At 41.1% G+C, this 8,181-nt stretch carries 4 protein-coding genes; all 4 read right to left on the bottom strand.

Going from position 1 to position 8,181, the window contains the following annotated elements; all coding sequences use genetic code 11:
* Window positions 1-289 (bottom strand): AAA family ATPase (locus F1544_RS26960; protein WP_167588478.1); only part of this gene is annotated, 289 nt, incomplete at its 3' end.
* 443 nt (window positions 290-732) lie between these two features.
* Complete coding sequence (locus F1544_RS26955; protein WP_167588477.1) at window positions 733-2,388, bottom strand: HNH endonuclease signature motif containing protein; 1,656 nt, start codon at window positions 2,386-2,388, stop codon at window positions 733-735.
* 760 nt (window positions 2,389-3,148) lie between these two features.
* Window positions 3,149-6,964, bottom strand: a complete 3,816-nt coding sequence (locus F1544_RS26950; protein ID WP_167588476.1) for a site-specific integrase — start codon at window positions 6,962-6,964, stop codon at window positions 3,149-3,151.
* The coding region (locus tag F1544_RS26945; RefSeq protein ID WP_208972450.1) for a hypothetical protein at window positions 6,951-8,181 on the bottom strand (1,231 nt) is incomplete at its 5' end. The genes F1544_RS26945 and F1544_RS26950, both read right to left, overlap by 14 nt.

Genomic DNA, 8,181 nt, shown 5'->3' with positions numbered 1-8,181 from the left:
GTATTTCATCTAAAAAAACATAGTTTTTTTTACTTTTATCAACTTTGGACAATACATAATCATGTAGTTTACGGTAATCGGTGAGTTCTTCAAATTCCATAAATTCGAAGTTGATGGCAATGATGTTTTCGGCTTGTACACCCTGTGCTTTTAGGTCTTGTTGAAACATCGCCAATAAGGTGGATTTTCCAGAGCGACGTACACCTGAAAGTACTTTAATGACATCACGGTTTTGCCATGTATTCAGAAATTTTAAGTAACCATCACGTCGAATATTAGCGCTTCTCATTATTTACACTTAGAATCTAAATTTTTAATAAATTCTATCAAATTTTAGAACTCATATGTAAATACATTTAACTTTTAAAAAAGTTTAAAGGTTAAGTGAAACATTCAAAGCTGCTGTTGAAGCATGCGGATAGTAAATGAAACTAAGATGTTAACTAGAGTGGAACTCATTTTTGTGTTGCTGATGGTCTCAGCCTTAATACTCATTGCTTATGAATTGCTAAAAGGTTTATTTTAAAGTCACCTATACATGTTTTAGATCAAAAAAAAAATGCCCATAGGGGGAATCTATAGGCAAAACTAAGGACCTTGACGGTCATTCAGAAACTACAGCTAGTTTCTGGTTGTGATTCTAAAGTGAATTAAAAACAACCACATTGGCTGAATATATAAAAAGCTAAATCATTGATAAATTTTAGAAAATTAATTTACCGCCTCTGCTGCTCAATACAGTAATTCACCAAACAAATCCGCTCTAATCTCTTCCAGGCTCAGATCTGATTTCATCCTATTACAGATGGGATGAACCAGCAGGCCATTCTCTAGAACGCCTTGCCCACCTACGGCTTTGGCAATCCTATGATCCGATTCAGTAGAATCAAGATAGATCAATCCATCACAAATGAGGCAAAAGTTATGATTACCCACCACAAAATTGTGCTTAAGCAGACTCTTGGTTAATGCCGAAAAGGCCTTTGGCTTTGACCGAGAAATTGGACTAATCGACTCCACATATCCCACCACATTCTTGACTACTGCATCATCATAACCACCCAAAAACCTTTCGACATAGAACTCGTTAAAGTTTATGTACTTGAAGGCCTTAGACATGGAAAGAATAAAGGTATTCAGGCATTTCTCATCATCAAAATCAACCTCCATTTCCAAGCTTAAGCAAATAAAGGCTTTATAGACAATTTGTAGCCGATCATAGCCCTTGATACCACTGCCGAACTTGCCGACCGTTTCGGTGGTCGCCACGGGGAAATTGGCGATCAAGAACTCAATACTACGGCGTACCCGGGTGAAGTCCTTGAAACTAATCTTTCGATGATGAATCTGCATGCGGCTTTCATGAATTTCATACACAATTGAAAACCATGCAAGAAAAGAAGTAATCTGAAAACGCTGATCCTTATAAAAATATAAGTATGGATGTAAGCCCAAACTCGGAACCCCAGCATTTTTTACAGGCGTCGCTATTCTGCAAAGAATGGTCAACAGATGCGACATTAGGTTTTCAACGCGCTCCCCCTGATTCAGACTCATAATATTATGAATCTGATCACCCGCAATGATATTCATCAGCTCATTGACCAGGCCAATTTTTTTGCCATGACTCATTTCATTGTCTAATAAAATGGTCGAAAAAAGTAACTGGTGGATCCTCTCCCCTAACTCAATCAACTCATTTAAACGTGTATATTGGAGCTCTTCTAGGTTAGATTTATTGTCATTGATATAACAACAGGCATAGATCGCATAATACGCGTCACTACCGCGATTTCTTAGGTGATATTCCTCATATTTATCTAAACGTTTAGTATCTGAGTTAATAGATTGAAATACCCGTCGCGCATCTTCCGGAGTCCCCAGTACCTGCCTGAAACTGATTTTAATATCTTCTAACTTCGACTTTTTTTCTGCAAATTCAGCATCAGCGCAAATTCTTTGAAAATCAGCGAGATCTCCTAAATAATTGCGGAGGTAACGAATATCTTGTTTTTGTGGATCATTGAAATTAGGTGCTTGAGTGACTTGCTCATCCGCAAAATATCTATTAATCCACGCATAGATACAGGAAAGACGATGTGCTCCATCAATAATGTAAATATTGCCGTGTATATCTTTCCAATACAAGATACACAAATTGATATTTTGATCTTCTGTACAATCCTCAATAAAGTTTGCAATTTCTTGCACGCTCCAATATTCCGTAGAACGCTGGTTATCCGCCTTAAATAAACATTTGATGATTGGATGCTTTTCAAAATCAGTCAGTGCCACTTCAAAATTGTCACGCTGCATTGAAGGTGACATTTCTTCTGGCAACATGACTTTACGCTGAATAATATTGGTCAATAGTCGTGTAGAACCCATTTCTTATTTTCTCCAGGCAACACTTTCCTACTTTCGCTCAAGTACGAAATTTGAAAATGTATATAGTTCGATTTGGTTAAAGCTGTGAATTAAATGACCGTCAATATCCAGTCAGCGCTAACAAAAGAGACCTAAGAGAAATGGGGGGATTAGATAATAAAATCTTCATGTTTAGTACCTGTAGTTTAGAATTAACTATCTACAACCATCTTTTCCACGAGATGGAGGTAGACCAAACAGGGGTGGAAATACCGCACTACAGAAGACGGCCAGTCATAGACTGCCCTGCCTGGCCTACCATAATGGCAAACTAAGCATAATAAGCACAAAAAACCGCTAAAGCGGTTTTAATGCTTCTGTAGTAATTTTCAGGTTTCCACGCCCGATTACAGATTTTGCTGTAACGTAATTATCATATGGGTATCTTTTTCTTTGGTCAAACCAAATTAGAATTTTTTTCATTTTCTGGTGGTGTTTCAAATTTAATGCTGGCTAATTTTTTAAAAATTTTAACCGAAAAAATCCCTGTATTTTCAATACCCCCAAGGATGCCTATTTATCTCAAAATCTATGCAGCATACTTTTTGAAGCACTACCTACATTTATTTTTTAATTCTATGAAAGGGCCTCAATGAATTAAAATCATGAGAATAATTAAAACAAAAAATCAAATTCGCGGAAACCCAGGCCTTTGCTTGGCAAATCAGATTTTGACAAAGCAAAGGCCTGGGCCCCTTAAATTGAACGATATCTGCTTAGGCTATTCCCATAAGGAAGGGTGTTGTACAGCTTCCAGTAGCAAATCAAATGCAAGGGATAATGTAATGTTTTTATTGCTTTGTTGATCGATAAAATAGACGTGAATCTCACGACTTTTTTGCGTGAGATCCACCGGATAGTTATCGTACTGTAATTGGACATCTTCAGGTAACAACAGCTGCATCCCCTCGATAAAATCCTGCATTTCCCAATCCATTTTTGGCTTTTGCTGGGCATCAAAACGACATTGGAAACAAAACTGGTTTCTTCTGAGTTTGCCATGCTGAATCAATACAGCTAAAGCCGACAGAACTTTCTCCTTTAAAAGATCTTTTAATGCGATAAATAGCTGTAGGCTCTTTGGCTTCAGCTTGGTTTTGATCTGCTTGTCATATAGGTCGCTTAAGTACTTTTTCTCGATCGATGCAGCATTGTCCAAATTCCATCCAAGTTTACTGAATGAAGGTACTTGCCATTTTACAGCAAGCCAAAGCGCACGCTTAATCCAAATATCTAGGTTATCCACTATATGAGGTGCTTGGATCTCTGCATCTTGATATGTGTTGAGATACGTGTAGATGACCTTGTAGGATAATGGCTTCAGCTCGAATTGCATCTTGGGCATCAGATAAGGTTGTACTTTCTGATCAATACCCAACACCGGTTGCTCACGTTCAAAGCACTTTCGGTGTTGGCTGTCGCGATTCAGATCCACCGCTTCAGTTTCTTCACGATCATAATGCCTATTCAGAACAGCAGGATGAACTACACAGGGCGTATTGTAAATTCGATCAATCGCCAGCAGATCCAGGGTATGCAGGTAGTGTGAGGCCGTTTGTTCAATCGAGCTATGCCCCATCCAATCGGCCAGCAAACGCCATTTATGCTGAATCACCGCTTCATGCCTGATAGCCTGTTCACCGAACAGATGCTTGCGCATAGACTTAGCCTGCTGCCAGCTGTAGTCGGTATAGGTCATCACCATTTCTTTCGATCCCAACCAGGCGATTGCCAAATGAGTGGCGGCACTATGGCGGAAACTGTGGAAGGTATAGCCGTGATCTGGCTTGATGACTTCATCGAACAGCAGCCGGGTCATTTTTGAGATATACAGCTCGCTCAGGATTTCTCCACCGATCTCAAAAACCAACTGCTCGTTCGCCTTCTTATTATTCGGCTGCTGAAAACAATGCAGAAGATAGCTTTTCACCGCTTGCAGTTCATCATCCAGTAATACCGCGTTCAAATCGAGTTGACGTTGCGCATTTTGGCTTTTCAGTCGTCGATAGACATTATTTTTCAAGGTGATGCGTATGGCGACCGTTTGATTGCCTGGATCGTCTTTCCACAGCAGTTGAGGACAAATGATTTCACCCAGCGTCAGCCCCCGGATTTCATTGAGTCTACATCCCAAACGATAAGCCAGGATGTACATTAGCAGCAACAGCTGCAAATGGACTTTTTCTTTTTGAGTTGAACAGGCCTCAATTTTCTGAATGACTGTTTTTTTTAATTGAATAAACAGCTGTGGGCTGATGAGCTTGGCTTGACAGAACTGGATACGTTGAAAATCACTGTGGTCAAAGCTGCTGACCGCTGGCACATTCTCCGGATATTCTTTCTGGCAAAAAGCATGGAAATCTTTCAGTCGTCCAAAGGCATATTGTGCCCGACCCTGAGTGCGAGTGTCTGTGTATTCACGCTGTGTTTCAGCACGTTCATCGATGCCGTTCAGGATGGAGGCATACAATTGCTCATAGTGCTCTACATTCATCTGTTCAAGGTCATTGTCATACATATAGATATGAAAGAAATAGTCTTTCGCAAAACTGCTCAGATAACGCTTGATACTACTCAATTTTAATTTCTTGCCGTTTTCTTTTTCTTCTTTTCTCAAATAAAAGATCCAGCTCAATAGTCTTAACTGTGCTTCTATCAAATTGCATTCTTTATAATTGTCGCCCGCTAAGGCTGCCTTCTTTACACTCAACCGGGTTTGAATATTGCGCCATTGCTTAAACTGCTGCTGATGGCGTTGTCTTTGGCTTTGCTTATTTTTCCCTGCCGGGGCTCGCTCTTGTTCAAAAAAATCCAACTCAAATGGAAGCTCGTTCAGTTGCTGATGTGCCGTGATAACCACCGGTTTGGCTGTTTCAGTCTCTAACGGGAGGATCCCATATTCTACTTTGACAAGATCATTCGTGGATTTCAAGGTATTGAACCAGGCTACACCTTGATCTTCTGCCGTTAAAGACACGGTTTTTAGATGATTCTGCAATACTTCACTTAAACACATATCCAGACTCAAGTCTGGATGGATTTCTAGCGCCAAATTGACATGCTGAAAGGGCTTGAGTGCAGTGATCTCAATGAGATCCTGATCCTCGGATCGCAAGATTTTTTTTAATGCCGCAATCTGTTCCGAGACCTTGAGCTGTTTTTTAAGATTCTCGAACACACTCAGAATCGCTTCCAGCACCTTACGCGGATGTTGTGGTTGCAGGTCCTCTGCTTGCTGTTTCAGGATGTGTAAAAAAAGTTGTGCATAAGGATTGAACCAGACATGCCGCCACTGATAAATCTTCTTGTCTTTAATCTCATTGCCGTAATAGCGGTGTGGCATGCAGTAACTGAGAACCAGTGGATTGGTAATTTTTTTATAGTCACTTCGATACAGTGTTGAATACCCAGATAACGGATGGCACATTTTCTCCTTCTCTTTCTCCTCCTCCAGCAGACGATTGCCGATGGCGACCAGCTGAGTGAGATCACTACAGCCTGAACAATAAATCAGACTTAAATACAGATGACCCAAGCACTGTTGTGCTGTTGGCATCTGCAATGTCTCGCTACGCCAATACGCTTTCAGTCCTCTGGCAATATGAAAATGCTGCTGTCCCAACCGCAGTCTGGCTTCAGTGCTGAGAATCTGCCGCGGTGGAGGATCAGAAAACAGCGTCGTAGGACGCAGCTTAATCGGATAAGGCTGGTGTTCCTCATTCTGATACTGTTCTAAACAGGCTAAAAAACTGGCTTCACTGTGTTTGATATACGGTTTGCGCTTGGCACGAGTGGTGAAGTCTTTGTTCCTTAAGAAAGTCTCCAGTCCTTTGGCGAAATTCGCCCAGATTCGGGCAATCTGGTCATCGACATCCTGCTGGCTGTCCTTCTGTCCTGCAATAGCCTCCTTCATTTGTTGAAAAGTAAAGGCCACTTGCTGAGCAATCTGATGATAAATGGTTGATGGAATCTTAATCAAATAAGCATCTTCCGACGCGCTTTCATAAGCTTCTTTACGCTTAATCAAACAGTCTTCAGCCCATTGTAAATAAGGGGCTCTCAGCGCGACCGTGGCAATCTTTCTTTCCTTTAAAAATGCCTTGATTTCTTCCTGACAATCCACCCAAATTTTCTCAATTTCGCTATCGATTTCAAGCGTATTACCCTGATTTTTTTTAATGACATCCGACATCTTATTATTAAAATCCGCTTCGACTTGCTGCTTGATATTTTCATATATCAGGGACATGATTTTAATCGGATAAGCCTCTTGCGTTTCGCTCAGGTAGTCTTCCTTCAGTTGAAAAAAATAGGCTTCGCTCTTTTGTAGATAAGGGGCTCGGAGTGTTGCCGTGCTAAGCTTATGGTTCTTCAAAAATTTCTTCAGCGCTGACTGAAAATCTAGCCAGATTTTCTCAAGCCCTTTATCAATATCTGTCGTACTTCTTTTAAGCCCTGCAATCGATTGGAGCATCTGCTGAAAAGTCAGTTCAACTTGCTCACCAATATACGTAGCAATCACATCATGCTTTGTCATGTGCTTTATCCTTTTTTGGCATCGGACTGGATAAATGCTCAACCTGCAATATCTTGATCATCTCATCGATGCCTTGACTGACATGGCATATATACTGATACAAGGAGGCTGAGGAATAACGATAAAACAGCTCCTGATCGCGTTGATCATGGCCGTACAAGGCCTGAATCACATTAAACGCCACTCCATGATCCATCAGCATATTCATTGCAAAATGGCGCAGCCAGTTATTGTAAATAGGCGCTGAGGCATAGCGCGACAACGCTTCATTCACCCAAGCTCGGCTAAGAGGCTTGATCCTGATTTTAGGACTGTCCCATGCTTGAGCCGTCACCGGCAGGCTTCCCGGATAGACAATCACCTTGCCAAACAGATCTTCAAGGGTGAAATTTTTCTTGAAGACAAATTTCAGTAAGTCAGCATAGTGAGTGACCACACTGTTTAAGAAATCGAGATAATGCTTAAACGCCTGAGTAAAAAACTTCGCTAACGGAATAAAACGCCCATCCTTACGTGATTGGCTATTCTTTTTATCATTCACATATAGCAGTCTTAAATCCAGATCATAAGCACTACACTCCCCCAACAAATGTTCTTGCGGACGTCGTGTTAAACATAACAGGCTGATATGCCACATCCACAAACTGTAGGCATTGATCCGCTCGATCAAGTGCTGATGCAACTGAATTTTCTCATGACAGACCTTATGCAGCTGCTGGAAGAAATCAGACACAAAATCCGGAGTCAGGGCCAATTGACTCCCCAGCCGGGTGGTATCCGCTTCACTCGAGCTTTCAAACTGCTGCTCGACGATCTTGATCCCGGCTTCAGTGTCCGGTCTGCACAGCGTATTCAGATAAATCCGGTACTTCTCATTCAGCTGCTTCTTTGCAACCCCTCCGTAAAAACTGCCGGGAAGATCATGAGAACTATCTTTACCCGACAGCACATGTGCAATATATTCATTAAACGTGTGGTGAAAAACATGGAAGTACAACTGTGCCTGTAACTTTTCGACAGTGATTGAACCAAGCTGTTGTCCTGCTATGCATTTTTTCAGATATTGATTGACCTCTTGCACCGTCACAGGCGAAGTACTACAACGTAAATGTAGATATTCAAACCAGCTGCTGGACAAATACAGCTCATGAGATACCATATGATTCAACTGATGTGGCATTAAACTTTCATTTTTTTGCTGAGTAATCGCCAGATAC

The organism is Kineococcus rubinsiae (assembly GCF_011839805.1).
Lineage (GTDB): Bacteria > Actinomycetota > Actinomycetes > Actinomycetales > Kineococcaceae > Kineococcus > Kineococcus rubinsiae.
The sequence above is the reverse complement of the archived record's forward strand: the minus strand, read 5'-3'. Positions and strand labels throughout refer to the sequence as shown.